Source organism: Myroides sp. WP-1 (assembly GCF_014145635.1).
Lineage (GTDB): Bacteria > Bacteroidota > Bacteroidia > Flavobacteriales > Flavobacteriaceae > Flavobacterium.
In genome coordinates this window covers 164835-180406 of the sequence record NZ_JACHTC010000003.1, presented here as the reverse complement: position 1 = coordinate 180406, position 15572 = coordinate 164835, and the positions used below count along the sequence as shown (strand labels likewise).

Annotated in this window: 14 protein-coding genes and 1 tRNA gene; 7 read left to right on the top strand and 8 right to left on the bottom strand. The window is 35.7% G+C overall.

The genetic code is table 11. The features are described from left to right. Position 1 precedes the first annotated feature (1 nt). From ftsA to H4K33_RS04275, 5 genes are all read left to right on the top strand, one after another. Positions 2 to 1459, top strand: coding sequence for a cell division protein FtsA (ftsA, locus tag H4K33_RS04295; protein WP_182647245.1), 1458 nt, complete (start codon positions 2 to 4; stop codon positions 1457 to 1459). 15 nt (positions 1460 to 1474) lie between these two features. Next, positions 1475 to 3526, top strand: coding sequence for a cell division protein FtsZ (gene ftsZ, locus H4K33_RS04290; protein ID WP_182647244.1), 2052 nt, complete (start codon positions 1475 to 1477; stop codon positions 3524 to 3526). Between the two features lie 283 nt (positions 3527 to 3809). Then, positions 3810 to 4661 carry a hypothetical protein gene (locus H4K33_RS04285; protein WP_182647243.1) on the top strand — a complete coding sequence of 284 codons (852 nt, stop codon included), beginning with the start codon at positions 3810 to 3812 and terminating at the stop codon, positions 4659 to 4661. A 2-nt stretch (positions 4662 to 4663) separates the two neighbouring features. After that, entirely contained in the window at positions 4664 to 5362 is a 699-nt protein-coding gene (locus tag H4K33_RS04280; RefSeq protein WP_182647242.1) for a hypothetical protein, read from the top strand. Positions 5363 to 5677: 315 nt separating this feature from the next. After that, positions 5678 to 6385: a hypothetical protein gene (locus H4K33_RS04275; protein WP_182647241.1), complete on the top strand. Its 708-nt coding sequence runs from the start codon at positions 5678 to 5680 to the stop codon at positions 6383 to 6385. A 109-nt stretch (positions 6386 to 6494) separates the two neighbouring features. Here H4K33_RS04275 and H4K33_RS04270 read toward each other — a convergent pair whose 3' ends face one another. The 7 genes from H4K33_RS04270 to H4K33_RS04240 form a co-directional block, all read right to left on the bottom strand. Then, positions 6495 to 9224, bottom strand: coding sequence for a hypothetical protein (locus H4K33_RS04270; RefSeq protein ID WP_182647240.1), 2730 nt, complete (start codon positions 9222 to 9224; stop codon positions 6495 to 6497). Next, positions 9224 to 10249 carry a hypothetical protein gene (locus H4K33_RS04265; RefSeq protein ID WP_182647239.1) on the bottom strand — a complete coding sequence of 342 codons (1026 nt, stop codon included), beginning with the start codon at positions 10247 to 10249 and terminating at the stop codon, positions 9224 to 9226. The genes H4K33_RS04270 and H4K33_RS04265 overlap by 1 nt, the downstream gene beginning before the upstream one ends. Then, complete coding sequence (locus H4K33_RS04260) at positions 10246 to 11037, bottom strand: hypothetical protein (RefSeq protein WP_182647238.1); 792 nt, start codon at positions 11035 to 11037, stop codon at positions 10246 to 10248. Before H4K33_RS04260 ends, H4K33_RS04265 begins: the two co-directional genes overlap by 4 nt. 18 nt (positions 11038 to 11055) lie before the next feature. After that, positions 11056 to 11556, bottom strand: coding sequence for a hypothetical protein (locus tag H4K33_RS04255; protein WP_255493544.1), 501 nt, complete (start codon positions 11554 to 11556; stop codon positions 11056 to 11058). 40 nt (positions 11557 to 11596) lie between these two features. Continuing rightward, a complete protein-coding gene (locus tag H4K33_RS04250) occupies positions 11597 to 12109 on the bottom strand; it encodes a hypothetical protein (protein WP_182647236.1) in 513 nt (170 codons plus the stop codon). A gap of 217 nt (positions 12110 to 12326) precedes the next feature. Next, positions 12327 to 12887, bottom strand: coding sequence for a hypothetical protein (locus H4K33_RS04245; protein ID WP_182647235.1), 561 nt, complete (start codon positions 12885 to 12887; stop codon positions 12327 to 12329). A 300-nt stretch (positions 12888 to 13187) separates the two neighbouring features. Continuing rightward, positions 13188 to 14039 (bottom strand): AraC family transcriptional regulator, encoded by an 852-nt coding sequence (locus H4K33_RS04240; protein WP_182647234.1) that lies wholly within the window; start codon positions 14037 to 14039, stop codon positions 13188 to 13190. Positions 14040 to 14356: 317 nt separating this feature from the next. Between H4K33_RS04240 and H4K33_RS04235 the strand changes: the two genes are divergently transcribed. Both H4K33_RS04235 and H4K33_RS04230 read left to right on the top strand, forming a co-directional pair. Next, positions 14357 to 14809: a GatB/YqeY domain-containing protein gene (locus H4K33_RS04235; protein ID WP_182647233.1), complete on the top strand. Its 453-nt coding sequence runs from the start codon at positions 14357 to 14359 to the stop codon at positions 14807 to 14809. 12 nt (positions 14810 to 14821) lie between these two features. Beyond that, positions 14822 to 14895, top strand: a tRNA-Arg gene (locus tag H4K33_RS04230). Between the two features lie 338 nt (positions 14896 to 15233). Here H4K33_RS04230 and H4K33_RS04225 read toward each other — a convergent pair. After that, positions 15234 to 15569, bottom strand: a complete 336-nt coding sequence (locus tag H4K33_RS04225) for a heavy-metal-associated domain-containing protein (protein ID WP_182647232.1) — start codon at positions 15567 to 15569, stop codon at positions 15234 to 15236. Positions 15570 to 15572 lie beyond the last annotated feature (3 nt).

Here is a 15572-nt window from a genome sequence, read left to right as displayed (position 1 = left end):
TATGGAAAAAGAAAATATAGCTGTTGGTTTAGACATTGGGACAACAAAGATTGTTGCAATGATAGGTAAAAAGAATGAATACGGTAAGCTGGAGATCTTAGGTTTGGGTAAGGCAAAAAGCTTAGGTGTGAAAAGAGGAGTGGTAAATAATATTACGCAAACCATTCAATCGATTCAACATGCAGTTGCTGATGCAGAAGCTCAGGCAGGTTACAAGATTAAAAATGTAGTTGTAGGGATTGCAGGACAACACATCCGAAGTATTCAGCATAGTGATTATATTAGTCGCCCTAACCCAGATGAGGTAATTGGCGATAAAGATATTGAACAATTGATCAATCAGGTACAGAAATTAAGTATGTTACCAGGAGAGGAGATTATTCATGTTTTACCACAAGAGTTTAAAATTGACGGAGAACCGGGAATCAAAGAACCGGTAGGTATGTATGGAAGTCGTTTGGAGGCTACATTTCACGTTGTAGTAGGACAAGCTGCTTTGATTAAAAACGCTGGACGTTGTATCAAAGATGCCGGACTAGAACTAGCGGGAATTACCTTAGAACCTCTTGCTTCTGCAGAAGCAGTATTGAGTCAAGAAGAAAAAGAAGCCGGTGTTGCTTTAATTGATATAGGAGGGGGAACAACAGATTTAGCCATTTTTAAAGATGGAATTATTCGCCATACGGCTGTAGTTCCTTTTGGAGGAAATGTTATCACGGAAGATATCAAAGAAGGATGTTCTATTATTGAACGTCAAGCAGAGATTCTAAAAGTAAAATTTGGTTCTGCTTGGCCAGGTGAAAATAAAGACAATGAAATCGTCTCTATCCCTGGATTAAGAGGAAAGGAACCCAAAGAAATTTCTTTAAAAAATCTTTCTAAAATTATAAATGCACGTGTTGAAGAGATTGTGCAATTGGTTTTTTCTGAAATTAAAAGTTATGGATATGAAAATCCGCAGAAGAAATTAATCGCAGGAATTGTTTTAACAGGAGGAGGGTCAGAACTCAAACATATTAAACAATTAGTCGAATATATCACAGGAATCGATACGCGTATTGGATATCCAAATGAGCATTTAGCTGGAGATTCAAGCTTAGAAGTTTCAAGTCCATTATATGCAACGGGAGTTGGTTTGGTAATGGAGAGCGAAAAACACCGCAAAAAAGGAGCGGTTTCTGTAGAAGAGCTCAAAGCAACGGAAACAAAAGCAGAAACAAAAGTTGAATTCAAACCAGAAGAAAGAAGAGCTGTTTACGGATCTCCTGTAGGAGAAGTCGAAGTAAACACTCCAAAAGAGCCAGTTGAACCTGTAAGTCAACCTCGAGTTGAAGTGCAGCGTTCACAACCCATTGAAGAGCCAAAAGAAGCGCAACCTAGTACGGCAGATCGCTTCGAAAGTAGTTTCATCGGGAACTTTTTTAGAAAAATTAAAGAATTTATTGAAAAGCAAGAATAATAAAACGATACGTATATGGAGAATACAGATTTCGGAGGAATAAAGTTTGATATGCCTAAAAACCAATCAAACGTTATCAAGGTAATAGGCGTTGGTGGCGGAGGAAGTAACGCGATCAACCACATGTTTAAGCAGGGAATTAAAGGCGTTGATTTCATCGTTTGTAATACAGATTCACAAGCCTTAGAAAATAGTTCAGTGCCCAATAAAATTCAGCTAGGGGTTAACCTAACGGAAGGACTTGGTGCAGGTGCAAACCCAGAGGTTGGACAACAATCTGCTTTAGAGAGTATTGAAGAAATTGAGAAAATGTTGGATACCAATACCAAAATGGTGTTTATCACCGCTGGTATGGGAGGTGGAACAGGAACGGGTGCTGCTCCTGTTATCGCACAACTATCCAAAGAAAGAGATATATTAACGGTTGGTATTGTTACAATTCCCTTCCAATTTGAAGGAAAAGTACGCCAAGAACAAGCGTTAAAAGGAGTTGATCGTTTGAGAAAACAAGTGGATTCTCTTATCGTAATCAACAACAATAAATTACGTGAAGTATATGGAAACTTAGGCTTTAAGGCTGGCTTCTCCAAAGCAGATGAAGTATTGTCAACTGCTGCCCGTGGTATCGCTGAAGTTATTACGCACCATTATACGCAGAATATTGACTTGAAAGATGCTAAAACAGTTTTATCTGATAGCGGTACAGCTATTATGGGATCTGGTACAGCATCAGGTGACAATCGAGCGAAAGATGCAATTATTGATGCGTTAGATTCTCCATTGCTTAACGATAATAAAATTACAGGTGCTAAAAACGTATTATTGCTAATCGTTTCGGGAACCAATGAAATTACAATTGATGAAATCGGTGAAATTAACGACCACATCCAAACTGAAGCCGGACATAATGCAAACATTATTATGGGGGTAGGTGAAGATGAGTCATTAGGAGAAGCAATTTCAGTTACCATTATTGCTACGGGATTTAACTACGAGCAACAAAAAAGTATTGTAAATTCAGCAGAACCAAAAGTTATCATTCACACCTTAGAAGAGGAACAAAAAGTTGTTCGCGATTTAACGCAAGCTTCTACAGTATCTTCTTATGGATTTACTACTCCAGACCAACCTTTACGCGTTTCAACTCCAGAAACTAGCGAATTGGCCGTGGAAAAAGAAGAAGTGAATTACGAAGTGGAAACACGTAAAGTATTTACGTTAGAAGATGATTATGAAGAAGGTGATAATGATGATGATTTTGGAGATTCAACAACACCCGTACAACCAACAGGTGAAGTAGAAGAAGTCGTTTTTGAACGCAAATCAGTAGAAGCTTCAAATTTGGATGTGTTTTTCGAAATCGTAACACCAAAAACAGAAGAAAGAACGAGTGAGCAAACACAGAATAATGATCCAACTGCTGTAAAACAGAAAGATATTCGTGATATTCATGTAGTTGATCCTGAGTTTGTTATTGTTACACCGAAGAAACAAGAAAATACAGCTCCAATCGTACACCATTTTAATGAAGAATGGGCAGAAATTGAAGTAGAATCAGCAGAAGTAGTAAGTCACGCTAAAGAAGCTATGGCGCAATCTTCAACAAAGAAAGAAGAAATCATTCGCTTTTCTTTAGAAGATTACATGGACAAAGAAGAAGAATTGTCTTTAGCAAAACCAGTTACTTCTCATAAAGAAGAAATCGCTGAAGAATTCAAATTTTCAGTGCGTTCAGAAGAAGCTCCAATTGTAAATAAGGTGGAAGTAGAAGCATCTACAGAAGATTATGACGAGATGAATCCTACAGAGATGAGTATTGAGGAATTTACTTTGAGAAGTAGAGCAGCCGAGAGAAGAAGAAAAATGAAAGATTTTAACTACAAATTCAATAATTCAACTGCGCATTATTCAGATCTAGAAAAAGAACCTGCTTACAAGCGTTTAGGTGTTGATTTGGACGAAGTAAATGACGAAAGTAATAAGTCTAGAATCTCATTCGGAGTAGATGGAAACAACGATCCAAAATTGAGATCAAATAATTCTTTCTTACATGATAATGTAGATTAACAAAGTCTCTTTTTAAAAAGTATTCGCTTAAAATAATACGACAAAACAGTAGCAAACCACGGTTTGCTACTGTTTTTTTTTGATCCTATTTCAACGTTGGAGTTTTGAATATAGAAGAAAAAGAAAACGAAATAACTCGTTCTTTTCCTTGTTAGTTGTTTTTGTTTTTGATTAATATTTATATTATGTACGTTTTTGTTTGTATATATTCATTTATTTTTTGTTTTTTATGATTTTTTGGCATTTTATTTGAGATTATTAAGTTCATTTAATCTTAATTTAAATGAAAAAACTTTATTATTTTATTCCTATTCTACTGTTTCTGTCCTGTTCGAAGGATGATACTTCTGTAGAGCAAAAAAAAGGAGAGCCTGGTGTTTACAAGCAATCAACAGCCTACTGTTATTTAGAAGATGAACTTGGTAATTGTTATGATGGCGGTCCGCCTATAATATTACCTGAAATTTTAATTGGGGTTCCAGGAGCGGGAGGAGGAACGGGGATTGGCGACTTATGGCTGGAAATGTTACCTTCAATGAGTACACTTTTCAATGCGAATGAAGGAAGTTCTTCTAATGGTTCTGATTTAAGTAATGGGGATCAAGTGGATCAAAACTCACCTCAGTATTTAAATGTGCAAAAAATTTTAAATGATTCCTTAATAGTGGCTACCTTACAAGAAATATTTATAGAAGTGACACAGTCAGCCTCTGAAGTGAACGGAAGAAGAGAAGCAGGAGCCTATATTTTTTATGATGAAGTAACGGATAAGTTCTATGTCGGAAATGTCAAATACGGTGAATACGTTCAAGGTGGAGCAGGTACGAATGGCTCTGTTAGTTTAGGAAGTGGAAGTGTGTCCTCTAATTCTGATGAAAATAACGTAATTCCATTAACAGCAATACCAATCGCGGCTTTCCATACACATACGCCCTTAACGTATGTAATTGACGAAGCTTCTAGAAAAATTGGTTTGTCTCCTGCTGATATTGCCTTTGCAGACAGGCACAATATACCTATGATTGTGTTAGATTATGTTGGAATGGAAGGAACTGATGGGAATTTTTATATACAAAATGGACATCCAATTGACGATCCTTCGAATTTTATTATTTATTACCCTCAAAAAAATTAGTTATGAAAAAAATATATCTATTAGTTCTACTTGCATTGATGCATTTCACTTCTTTTTCTCAGCCGAATAGTATATATGTGAAATCAAAATATCTAGCGGATGAAATCATACGAAAATTAGAATTTACTCAACCCTATACGGTTACTGATCGCACACCTGTTACATTTGTTGAAAAGGGCTCAACAAAAGATTTTACTGGCATTGAGTATGTAAAAACACCTTGGTATGGTGCTACAGAAGGTAAAGAGTTTATTGTGGTGGAATATGCAGATCCTGAGCAACAAACGGAATGGGGCTATTTGTATCAAGTATATTTTTGGAAGGATCATACCCTACCTTTCTTTGTTAATCGAGGGGATGGTATGGGATTGAATTTGAAATACAACGGTACTTCACAACCGTATTACAGGGTACATTATTCTACAGATTTACAGATTTTTAAAAATCCATCTCTAGTTGAACCAAACCAAATATTAACACTTCAGTATTTAGAAAGTGAGTGGGTGGATCATAGCGATTGGGTGACAGTTACTTCTTATGAATTCAGACCCAACCAAAGTAGAGGGGTTGAATTAATCTCTAGAACGGAAGAATCCTTGAGAGGAAATATTTTGATTACGTACAAAATCAAAGTAGTGGCTGACGATGCATGGGTTATTATTGAAAAAACCCAAGATGGATATGATCTTAATCCATTATAAAGACTTTTTGTAACGATAAGCGTATTCCAAAAAAAGTATTCGCTTAAAATAATACGATAAAACAGTAGCAAACCACAGTTTGCTACTGTTTTTTTTTGATCCTATTTCAACGTCTTTCAAGAACAGTAGAACAGAAATAGCTCAAAACTTATGTTTTTCATTAGTAATTAAATGATTCCATTAAATAAGCAAATAATTATACGAAATGTTTAGTAATATGGTTTTTTTATTTGATTATGTTCGGTAATTTTTTTTCCTAACCTTCTTGTTTCCTGTAAATTGGCGTTTATAATTAAGTATTGAAAAATAAGAACGATGAATCCAAGAATCCCCTTTTTACTTGCTGTAATGACTGCTTTATCTGCTTGTTCTCAACTAAGTCCATCTCTTGTGAAGTCTAAGTATACTGCTGATGAAGTTTTGCGCAAATTAACCTTTACTCAACCTTATATAGTCCAAGATAGTACACCTGTTACTTTTAGTGAAAAAAAGGTGAGCAGTGTTGTGAACAAAGAAAAGTTTAACAACACTCCTTGGGAAGGAGCTACAACAGGAAGGGAATTTGTGATTGTCGAATATACAGATCCCAAACAAAAAACGGAATTCGGCTATTTGTACCAAGTTTATCTTTGGAGGGATTGCTATTTGCCTTTTTTTGTAAATCGGGGAGATGGAATGGGACAGCACTTGAAATACAATGGAACGTCTCAACCTTATTATAGGGTTAATTATTCTAGAGATATTCATGTGTTTAAATACCCAACTTTAGTAGAACCCAACCAGGTTCTAGATTTAATGTATTTGAGACGAGAAAATGTAGTGAGTAATGACAAAGTAAATGTTGATACCTACGAATTTAAGGCAGACCAAAGTAGAGGCGTAGAGTTGATTACTATGAAAGAAGAACCTTGTAGAGGAAACATCCGCATTACCTATACCATTAAAGTGATTGCTGATGATGCGTGGATTGTGGTCGATCACGTTAAAAAAAGTGTTCGCTATAACTGCAAAGAGTTAAACTAGTGAATAGGGGCAAAACTGTTTGTATAGACTATAATCGTTATGGGTATGCTAACAAAGAAAGATTGTACGTTGTGAGGAGCAAAAAATAAAAGATCTTCGCCCTCTAGAACTAAAACTGAATTGATTTAAATTTTTTCACCTGAATGTCTTGTGATTTAACTTGTAGAATAAAGTTAGCTGTAGCATAAGAATCAATTGTCGTATTAATTTGAACAGAATTCTCTACTACCACTACTTGATTAGGCTGATCAGGATAAAGGGTAATCGCATAGGTACCTTTCGGTAAATAAAAAGTATATTTTCCCTCATCTGAAGTATATGTAGTATAACTTTCACCTGAACTGTTTTGCGCTACAACGCGTTGACCTGCTAAGTTTTTATTGATCGCTACAGCATGTTCTGTGTATTGATAAGAAATCGATCCTGTAATGGTTGTGGTTTGCGTTAAGTAAATAACTTGAGTTAAATCCGTATCTAAAGAGAGCTTGATCGGATTAGCAAACCAGTTTTTGTCATTTTGTACCTGTATAGTATAAGTATTGGTAGGTAGTTTTTTATAGTCGATTATTCCTTCAGCAGTAGTAATAAAAGCTTTGTTGTTAATCGTAACTATGCGATTAGCCGCAGGTAGCAATTGTTGATTTTCGTCTTGATAGTAGACCATAACCTTTAGGTGGTGTAACTTTTCGTATACCTTGTAAGGCGTTAATTGCTTGACTAAACCTACTTGAACATAATTGGTTTTATTGGCAGAGGAAAATCCACCATAATTATTGTAATTGCTAATATAAACATCAAAATCTTTCTTGAGTTTGTATTCTACACGTGTATTGAACTGCCAAAAATCTCCACTTGTAGACGTGTTGTTGTAATAACCACTGAGAACGACTCCTAGCTGATTATTAAAAAATCGCTGTCTATAATTTCCCATAACCATGAGGTTGGTATAGGTGTGAATCACTTGCCAATCGTAATAAGTAGCATTGATTAGTTCACTTAAATTGCTGTAGTTGTATTGATAGCTAATCCCGATGTCAAAATTCTTATAGTTGGCACCTGCATTTAGGCGATAATGTAATCGTTCCTGAATTTCTGTTTGGGTGATATAATTCCCTAGATCGATTGACGCATTATAGCCAAAACCTTGAGCAAAATTACTTTGGTGAAAAGCAGTATGAAAACGAACCGCCTGAAGTTTTTCCATGGCCGCTGATTGATAGTTGAATCGTTTTTCCTGCACATATTGAGGGCTAAAGAGCAAGGTACTCGTAGCCATGCGATAAGAATAACTTACTCCTAAAGCATTGGATTGTTGCTTGGCATTTGCCGAATTGGTATAGTTATATTTGGGCGCATAATCAATAAAATGCTGAATCAATCCCAAGCTGTGCTTCCCCATAGTTCTTCTAATTGTGGTAGCAACTTGAGAAACACCTTGACGTACTCCTGCGTAATACGGACTGCTGTAAAAACTGTTGTGTTGTATTTGATAGTTGTTTAAAGTTGCATAGGCATTAAGCCCCACGAAGATTCCTAATTGATTTTCTGCGTTTGCCTGAAGAATCGACCCTCCTTGGTTAACATCCAGTTGTAATGTAGGTTTGTTCCACAGTGAAAAGGAATTGTATTGTAGAACTTTCTTTTCCTCATAACGATGATTGACGTCATAGTAAAATTGCGCTTGTTTCCAGCGGTGTTTTTGCGATTGAAAACCAACCCAAGTATTGTATCCCATCGAGCGATCATTAGGATCACTAATGAGATAAGTCTTGTCAATATAACCCGCCTGAATAGCGAGTGAATCGTTGAGTTTTACTTGTGTTTGTACCCCTCGTCCTTGTATGGAAAACTCACCCGACTGAAAGAGATTCCCCGCTTGTACTTGTACGTTTTTCGTCTGAAAATCTGCTAAGAAATGACGCAGATTTACTTTGTTCTCTTTATCCCAATGAATCAAATTAGCGGTTATTCCCAATTGTGTTTGTTCAGAAAACTGTAGCGAAGTACTCCCCATTAATTGAGTAGCGCTCATCACATTGTTACCCATAACTCGATTCAACTCAATGGAATTAGTCGGACTGCTGAACCTGGAATAAGAAGATTCAACTTTGTGTTTTCGCTTTGATTTGAGTGAACTGACGTTGTAGATAGTACGACCTATGAAATCTCCATTTTCATAGAGCAAGGTTGAGCTAATTTCAAAATCTTCTAATTTAAAAGCCTCTTTGCTGATGTACTGTGGAAACGTAATCAGAGTATCTTGTTGTGGACGTACTGTAAATTGTAAGGTTTCTGTACGCGCTTTGTTTAATTGATACGGAAAGGTAATGATGTAGTGTACTTTCTCTTCAGTATTTCCTCTGTTTTGTATTAAAGCTTTTAGGGTGATACTATCGCCAATTTGTCTAAACTGCAATTGATTTTCTAAATTAATCAATAAGAGATGGCGATTTTGCTGAATCAAAATAGGGTGCTCTATCCAAGGTGTGGCAGGACCACTTTGGGGAATTATTTGTGCTTTAATAGTTATATCACTGCTTAATGCGCTGCCTTGATCTACTTGTGCGATAATGGGAACGTATATCTTCTGACCTGGATTTAAACGAACCGTTTTTGCTTTTAAACTAGTAATACGAACAGCAGAAGAAGTACTCTCCAGCTGTAGATTTCCCGTCCATTCTGATTGACCTAGATTGGAGATTTCAACACTAGTATTTACCTGGCCAATTTCATCTGCTTGAGAAGCTGCCGAAGTGAATTTTAGAAAAACGGAAGACCCTTGTGCCCAAAGAGAGGAACCTAAGAGAAGAAAATATAGGACAAAAAGCTTTTTACTCATTAATTGGGAACAATAATAAAATAAAGATAAGTTTCATATCTTCCATTGGCCTGTTGAAGCTCTCTGGTATTTGGAGGAATGCTAAGCTCAAGATTGTACGACATGGATTGACTCCATCTCGGAAAAGAGACTAGTGCTTGTTCTTGTGCTGATAGCGAGATCGGACCGAATAAAGTAACATCAGAGGCATTACCGCCTTCGATGCGATTTAGCGTTGCTTTTAGCTTTAGCACTGAGACTGGTATACTGTTGGTTAATGTTGAATTGTATAGCACGTTATCTGCGGTTTTAACTAAAACTTGATGTCCTTGATAACTGCGAATATACAACGCATTGTTAATCGTTATTTTTTTGCCTTTTACAATGTCGTCAGGAGAGTCGAAATTAAATATAAATTCATTGGCTCCATTGCGTAATTCTGCTAATTGATCTCCATGGTTTCCTACATAGTTAATTTGAAAACGCGCAACCCCTGGAGCAGAAGTCTTACGGGCGAGTAATACGTCTCTCCCCGAAGACGTATCATAGAGCGAAAACTCGTAGGTACTTCGGTAAATGCCATTGGGAATAGTTAATACTTCAACACCTCCGCGAATGAGCAAGTCGAAAGATAATGTATAATAATTGCCTTCTGGCAATGCAGTTGTGCTCTCGACGATTGTACTTTCTTGAAATTTACTCAAAGGCAAGTTTCTACCCATGCTACTAAAAGCCATCTGGTTAAAGTTACCACTCTGACGATTGATGCTAATAGCGGAGTTTTCTGCAGGCACACTGTAATTTTCTGCGCGATAATCATCTAGTAAACGAACGGTAATTTTCCATTTAGCGGGTGCATGAATGCCATAATTCCTTCTGAATTGTACTGAAATTTGGCGTTCTTCAGTTTTTCCAAATTTTAAATCACTATATGAATTCAATTGAAGTTGCCCTCCGTCATACACATTTAGATCATATTGTGCATGTGAAAGTTGACTTCCCAAAAGAAATATAAAAAGAACAACTATTTTAGTAGGCCAACTCATAGCGTAAAATCAAGTTCGGCAACTTTTACTTTGTTGTCTTTGCCATAGGTTAATTGTACGATAAAAGTATAAGCGCCCGGTTGTAAATCTTCGGGTAGAGGATAGGAATGTTTTCTCGTATCTTGAGGTAAACTGTAAAAATCAAGCGTATTAAGCGCGTGTTTTACTCCTGTTTGCTGATCAAAAATTGTGGCTGTAATCTTGCCATCACTCCACAATTGTCCATTGTTTTGAAACGTAACCGCAATGGCGCGATTACCTTCTGCAGTCTTACTAGGCTCTAAGTTAATGACATCTACTGATTCTATTCGATTTGGCAAAGCGTGATACACTTTTAATCCCATGCGAACGGTTACTTTAATTGCCGCCCCATTTTCATCCACTGCATTGCCAGGGTTTAACTGAGTAAAGAAAATCATAGCAGTATGAACAGGAATTTCTTCTGCTAAAGACGGAGGAACATTGAGAATAACATCTACTTCTTTTATTTCATTCGGCTCAATTACAAAATACGAATTAGGTAAAACCTGAATCCAAGAAGAAGCCGAATTCTCTAAAGTATTGCTTTCTGCAATGTGATTACTTCCCCTTTCATCATAATTCCAATCACCCAATGAGACACCAACTTCTACGGCTTTTTCGTTTGGATTTGCAATACGCACCTTTTGAGTAGCAACTGTCCCTGCAGCATTGTTGAAGTACATTTTTCCTGGGGATATCGATAGTCCTGCTTGTGCAAATGAAGCAATAGAACAAAACAGTAAAAAGAGAAAAAGTGTTTTTTTCATTGTAAATAGAGCAATTAATTAATGAGGTAATAATGTATAGATAACTGTTGTTTGATAGGTTCCCGTTTTTTGGTTTAACGTATAACCAATCTTTTGAATGGGAATTGAATAGTTGATGTCAAGCTGTTGGCTATTCCCTCTATTATTTGATTGAAGAATAAGTTGAGGCTGTACGTTTAAATCGACCACTTGTAGTTGTAAAGGAAAATCCAATGCAGGCGTAGTGGTGAAACTCGGTTTTATCCGTATGATTGAAACAGGAAGCGTTGAAAGTGTATTTTCATATTGGAAATATCCGTTGACTGCTCGTACTGTTAGCTCATACGGTGTAGAACACTGAACGAGTACATGATTTTTTAAAATTCCCGTTTCGACTCCTTGAGCATATTCTTTTCCTTTGCTGAGGTTTAATTCAACAGTTGAATGATTGATAACCAGCGATTGTTGTTCGCGGAAATTCAAGACAATCTTCGCTCTTGTAGAGCCAATTTGGGCTAGGAGCGGTAGGTTAGTCAACAAAAAGAAGAGAATAAAAATGTTTTTTTTGTACACGTTTCAATTACAAAGATAAAATAGTATACGTTATAACAGTGCTATAAGTACCAATAGATTTGTTCAGTAATTCGTCAGATGCATTCATTTTATAGGACACATTAAAGGTGCGCTTTACATCGCCAACATTGGATTGTATCATGTTTTTTTCTCGCATGGAAAGCGATACAGGTAGTAGAGAAATAGTCTCTCTAAACTCACCAATACCACCCAAACTTGGATTTAAACCAATATTTTCCAATCGAATTTCATCGGAGTCATGTTGAAGAGGAGAATTCGCTACAACGCGAATTTCATAGGTTCCGCTACTCATAATTTCGATGTGATCTGCTTGATCGCTAATCTTGCCTTTAGTATAATCTTCAACCGTTTCAAAAGATAAATTAATCTGTTGTTGTTGATCGTTAATTTTGATCGATTGTATCGGTTTCAATACCACATTTAAGTTGGTTTGAGCTGAATTTTGCGCACTGAGAACAAAACTAAATAACAGGAATAAAGGGGCTAGAAATTTTCGCATTTCATCAAATTATCTAGGTTAAATTTACCACTAAAAAATGGATAAATTAAGTAAATTCTGATATTTTTAGCGGGTTTACAAGCAAATAGAAGCTAAACTTCTCAAGCGTGATCAGAATAAAAAGGATCGTCTTTTTTTACACATTAAAGCAAAAAAAATCTACTGTTCTGCTAATAGCACAACAGTAGATGAAAAAGGGTAATTTGTATGGTTTGTATTATAATGCGTATAAATTGTAGGTAACTGTTGTCGTATATGTTCCTTCTTTTTTATCTGTATAAGCAGAAGTTTGACTAGCTGGAATGGCATACTCTACTGCATAACCCATTTTTGCTGTTCCTGCGGATGTAGTTACTAATGGAGCACTCTCTGTAGTCGCTAATTGTGCAATATTGTGAGATGCTGTGAAGTTGCTTGGACCTGCTCCTTCAGCTAAGTTTGTATTTCCCTTAATTCTCACTTCTACTGTGTTTACTGGAATTGTTACTCCACTATTGTTTAAATCGCTACTTGCTACTACTTTAATCTCATATTTTTGAGTTGCTGTTACTTCTAAGTGATTTTTTAATTCACCTGATGTACTTCCTCTTTGGAATTGTTCCACCGTATTCATGGGAATAGTTACTGACGCATTAGTAACGTTTAACTCATAGACGTCTGACAAATTAACGTTTAGATTAGTAGTCCCAGAACTTTTTTTATTGCCCTCTTGAGCAAATGATGTTACACTGATGAAAGATAAAGCGGCTACTAAAGCTAATTTGAATGTTGTTTTCATTTTCAAGATTTTTTATAAAGTGTTTTTTTTTACTTGTTTTGATGAGACAAAAGTATAGTAGCTGAGCTTCTCATTATAGGTCAATTCTCTTGAAAGAATGGTCATTTTTATTTGAAATAGCCAAAAAACACTTAAAATAGAAGAATTACTCTCAATTTGTAAGTGTGTAAAAGGTTGTTGATGGTTGTTTTAAGAATAAAATCCGCACGAGAATAAAACAATAAAGCCATAAAACAGGTGTTTCATGGCTTTACTAGTGATATGTTATTCGCAAAAAGAGAGTTTGTTGTTGCGGTTAGGTTATAAATTATCCCTGTATTCTTTCGGGCTTAATCCAGTTGCTTTTATAAAAAAACGCGTAAAATTACTCGTATCTTCAAAATTGAGTTCATAGGCAATCTCTTTAATGGTCATGGGGGTGTGCTTTAATAGGAGTTTGATCTCATTGACAACCGCACTGGCAATAATTTTTTTAGGCGTGGTTCCATAGATTTCTTTACTGATCTCATTGAGCTTGGGTACCGTAATTTTCATTTGATCCGCATAAAACTGCACGTGGCGTTCTGAACGAATATTAGATTTGATCAACTCATTAAATTGAATCACCTTTGACAATTGTGCGGGAGATAGTTTTTCTTTGTTAAACTCAACATAGGTATTAATATGACAAGCCATAATGAACAGTAAAACGCGTTCAATTATATTATGTGTAGTCATATAATTAAGATTGCTATACGTTTTGTTCTTTAATTTGAGTAAAGAAACAAAGTAGTATTGGGCAAAGGCCGCTTGCTCAGGTTTTAGTGTGATAGAATTAATCGCCTTTGTGTTGTCAAAAAAGACACATTTATCCAAGAAATGGCGGTCTACTTCTGTGCGACAATAAAAGTTGTCCGTAAATTGTACATAGGCAAGTGTGTAACTCTCATCTGCCGTTAATCGGAATAGTTCATTCTTACCTAAAAATAAACAATCACCTTCTGTCAGTTCTTTTTTATTGGTAGACATAATAACAGATACTTTTCCTTTTTGAAGCCAAAGCAACTGATAAACATCTTTGTGTTGTTGGAAAAGAGTGTCATTTTCGGTTAAATAAGTTGCTGTACCAGCATCAAAACCATAAATGGATTTTAGTTCAATAGAAGATAACATAATTAAGAAGGGGGTAAATCGTGTTTTCTAGAATATTTTTCGAGGGTAAAAATAAAATTTTCTCCTTAATATAGGGGCTTATCACTCTATTTTAACGTTTTAGGAAGACTAAATAAAAGTAAAACTACTGTTTTTTAGTTTTTGATTACCAAGCGAAAGAGCAAGGAAAAGTTGTTTTTAAAAGTCAGAGAAGAAATAAAAAGGTCTTTTAGACTTAAAATAAGGAAAGAAAAAAGGTAGAACTAAAAAGTAAAAATAGTGAATTTGTCTTGTTTTATCGGCTTTTTTATATCTTTGCAAAACCAAATAAAAAAGATATGAGTTTACAAGTAAATATTATGGATGCGATGAAAAGCGCCATGAAATCGAAAGATAGTATCGCTTTAGAGGCATTGAGAGCAGTTAAGGCAGAATTGTTATTAGCGCAAACTCAGTCAGGTTCTAAGGAAGAGATTAGCGAAGAAGAGGAAATAAAAATCTTACAAAAATTAGTCAAACAACGCAAGGATAGTGCGGCTATCTTCTCAGAACAAGGAAGAGCTGATTTAGCTGAACCTGAATTGGCACAAGTAGCTGTTATTGAACAATTTTTACCAGCACAATTGTCAAATGAAGAAGTAGAAGTTATTATTGCAAAGATCATCGCTGATGGAAATCATGCAGGTATGGCTGCAATGGGACAAGTGATGGGACAAGCATCGAAAGAATTGGCAGGAAAAGCTGATGGAAAAACAATATCAACAATAGTAAAAACACTATTGACAAAATAAATTTTTTGGTTGGTCCGCGTAGTTCAATTGGATAGAATATCAGATTTCGGCTCTGAGGGTTGAGGGTTCGAGCCCTTCCGCGGACGCAAAAAAAAGCACTTATGGTCATCATAAGTGCTTTTTTTTATTAAATTTTACTTTTTTGCGTAATTTTTTCAAAAAGTGATAAAAATCATGTTTTATGCATGCATAGCATCTTACATTTGTTGTGTAATAAAATACAGCTATAAAGAGAATTACGTTTCTTTTTATCTTTCAAGTAAATAATGTTTTAGTGTCTTATTCAAGATGATTTACTGAAGATAGGGAGAAATGCTATGAAAAAGAAAAAGGATATTTTGTAGTTTGTGAGTTTGGCTACAGAATAGCATATTGTTGTTTGAAAAAAAAGCACTAATCGCTAGTTAGTGCTTTTTTTGTTTTTCTATCTTTCGTACTTACAACAGCTGTGTAAGTTGTTATAAGCCTCGTCTGTTGCTTTGATTAAAGCGGTATCATGACCTACTTTAGCGATTGCTTCTTGTACCTCTTTTCCTGATGTTTTTTTAGGGTTGAGGTATACCGTCAATTGTTGATCTGCCACAGACCAATCAACAGAGCGAACTCCCTTAACATCCAATGCTGCTTTTTCGATGCGTTTTTTACACATTTCACATTGTCCTTTTACCGCAATAATTTGTTTTGGTTGCTCTTTTTCTTGTGCAAATAAGGCTACAGTTGTAAATAGGGTAAGCCCTAGAGTTAAAATTACTTTTTTCATATT

Coding starts and splice junctions, on each gene's coding strand:
- ftsA (WP_182647245.1), top strand. CDS start 2: ATGGAAAAAGAAAATATAGCTGTTGGTTTAGACATTGGGACAACAAAG.
- ftsZ (WP_182647244.1), top strand. CDS start 1,475: ATGGAGAATACAGATTTCGGAGGAATAAAGTTTGATATGCCTAAAAAC.
- H4K33_RS04285 (WP_182647243.1), top strand. CDS start 3,810: ATGAAAAAACTTTATTATTTTATTCCTATTCTACTGTTTCTGTCCTGT.
- H4K33_RS04280 (WP_182647242.1), top strand. CDS start 4,664: ATGAAAAAAATATATCTATTAGTTCTACTTGCATTGATGCATTTCACT.
- H4K33_RS04275 (WP_182647241.1), top strand. CDS start 5,678: ATGAATCCAAGAATCCCCTTTTTACTTGCTGTAATGACTGCTTTATCT.
- H4K33_RS04270 (WP_182647240.1), bottom strand. CDS start 9,224: ATGAGTAAAAAGCTTTTTGTCCTATATTTTCTTCTCTTAGGTTCCTCT.
- H4K33_RS04265 (WP_182647239.1), bottom strand. CDS start 10,249: ATGAGTTGGCCTACTAAAATAGTTGTTCTTTTTATATTTCTTTTGGGA.
- H4K33_RS04260 (WP_182647238.1), bottom strand. CDS start 11,037: ATGAAAAAAACACTTTTTCTCTTTTTACTGTTTTGTTCTATTGCTTCA.
- H4K33_RS04250 (WP_182647236.1), bottom strand. CDS start 12,109: ATGCGAAAATTTCTAGCCCCTTTATTCCTGTTATTTAGTTTTGTTCTC.
- H4K33_RS04245 (WP_182647235.1), bottom strand. CDS start 12,887: ATGAAAACAACATTCAAATTAGCTTTAGTAGCCGCTTTATCTTTCATC.
- H4K33_RS04240 (WP_182647234.1), bottom strand. CDS start 14,039: ATGTTATCTTCTATTGAACTAAAATCCATTTATGGTTTTGATGCTGGT.
- H4K33_RS04235 (WP_182647233.1), top strand. CDS start 14,357: ATGAGTTTACAAGTAAATATTATGGATGCGATGAAAAGCGCCATGAAA.
- H4K33_RS04225 (WP_182647232.1), bottom strand. CDS start 15,569: ATGAAAAAAGTAATTTTAACTCTAGGGCTTACCCTATTTACAACTGTA.